Below are 1353 nucleotides of genomic sequence, written 5' to 3'. Positions count from 1 at the left end.
GATTGCCCCTCTCCAAGCTCTTTTGACCTTTTAACTGCTGCTTCAATTGCATCTCCTAACGCTCTAGTTGTTGTTCCCTCTGAATCTAAAAAGTTATCAGAAAATGGTGTAACATAATTCCAAGAATTATTTGAAATATCGACCAATGCTGGGTTTGTCCAGTCAACACTACCATCAGTTACATAATTGTTAGGATCGAGAGCGTTCGCTGTTCTGATTGTCTCACCTGTTGCACCTCTATATAATGATTGAATCTCAACCCCTGGTGACAAACCTAAAAAATCAGTATCGGAGCCTGCAATAATTCCAGACACTCTGGTTCCGTGATAAATGGAATTAATCTGTGATGCTGCAATATCTGCCAGATTCCATACGTCATACTGGCCAGTATTTTCATTATACGTCGCTAGGTTAAAATCATTTTCATATTTTGCCCAAGCGTTTAAACCAGAGTTGTTAGTAAAACTAGGATCACTAAAAGCTGTATGGTTGTAATCTACACCTGTGTCAACCACACTAATCGTGACGCCAGAACCAGTGAACTCTTCATTTAATAATTCAATATTTAATGCGTCTGCATTTTTATACCATTGGTCTGTTGCTGTACCTTGCTCCAATGCAAAAGAGGAGGATGAGGTCCAGTCGCTATTACTATCAATTATTGGATCGATAACACTAATCAAATAATCGCCTTTGTTGCCTTCAACATCTGCGTTATTCACTTGAATAAAATATGTATCTGTACGATTAACTTGTGTATTTATTTGCGCCACTAAATCATAATCAGATTCAGCAGTGGCCACTACTTTCCCAGAGCTGTTGAGCAAATAAACGTGTGTAGTAGTTAATGAGCCTTGTGAGCTAACCTCAATAGTAGTTGGCTGTCCAGCTTCTAAATCAACAGCAATAATATCAACATCATCTGTATTTTCCAGCGTTCCATATCGACTCTCGCCCATAGACATACTGCTATTTGGATCTGAAATATAATCAGAAATTTGGTCAACCGAATCATCACCACCATCTACACCAAGATCAATTACTCTAAAAGCATACTGACCAGAATCAATATCAAATCTTGAGCTAATATTGACCAATACAAAGCCATCTTCATTGGCTTCAAAGATAGCCGAAGGCATGCTAGAAACCGAATTATTGCTTGGCTTTGAAAATATTATATCCACACCTTGAAAGCTTATATCAGCCTCTTTAAGTGGTGCAGTAATACCATCAGACACACTCATCACCTCAACAAAGTAAGAATTGCCCGCAATAACAGGAATTTTATGGATATCAACATCGCCAGAAATACCAATATCGCCTACTTCGACTACCTCATCATGTTTGGTCGAA

Annotated in this window: 1 protein-coding gene; it reads right to left on the bottom strand. The window is 38.4% G+C overall.

Features of this window, described 5'->3' with window-relative positions:
* A partial coding sequence (locus tag AC30RD_RS09385; RefSeq protein ID WP_489494279.1) for a S8 family serine peptidase occupies window positions 1–1353 on the bottom strand: 1353 nt, incomplete at both ends.

This window comes from Nitrosophilus sp. (assembly GCF_982775275.1).
Note: the sequence above shows the minus strand (reverse complement) of the source record. Positions and strands in the feature narration are given on the sequence as shown.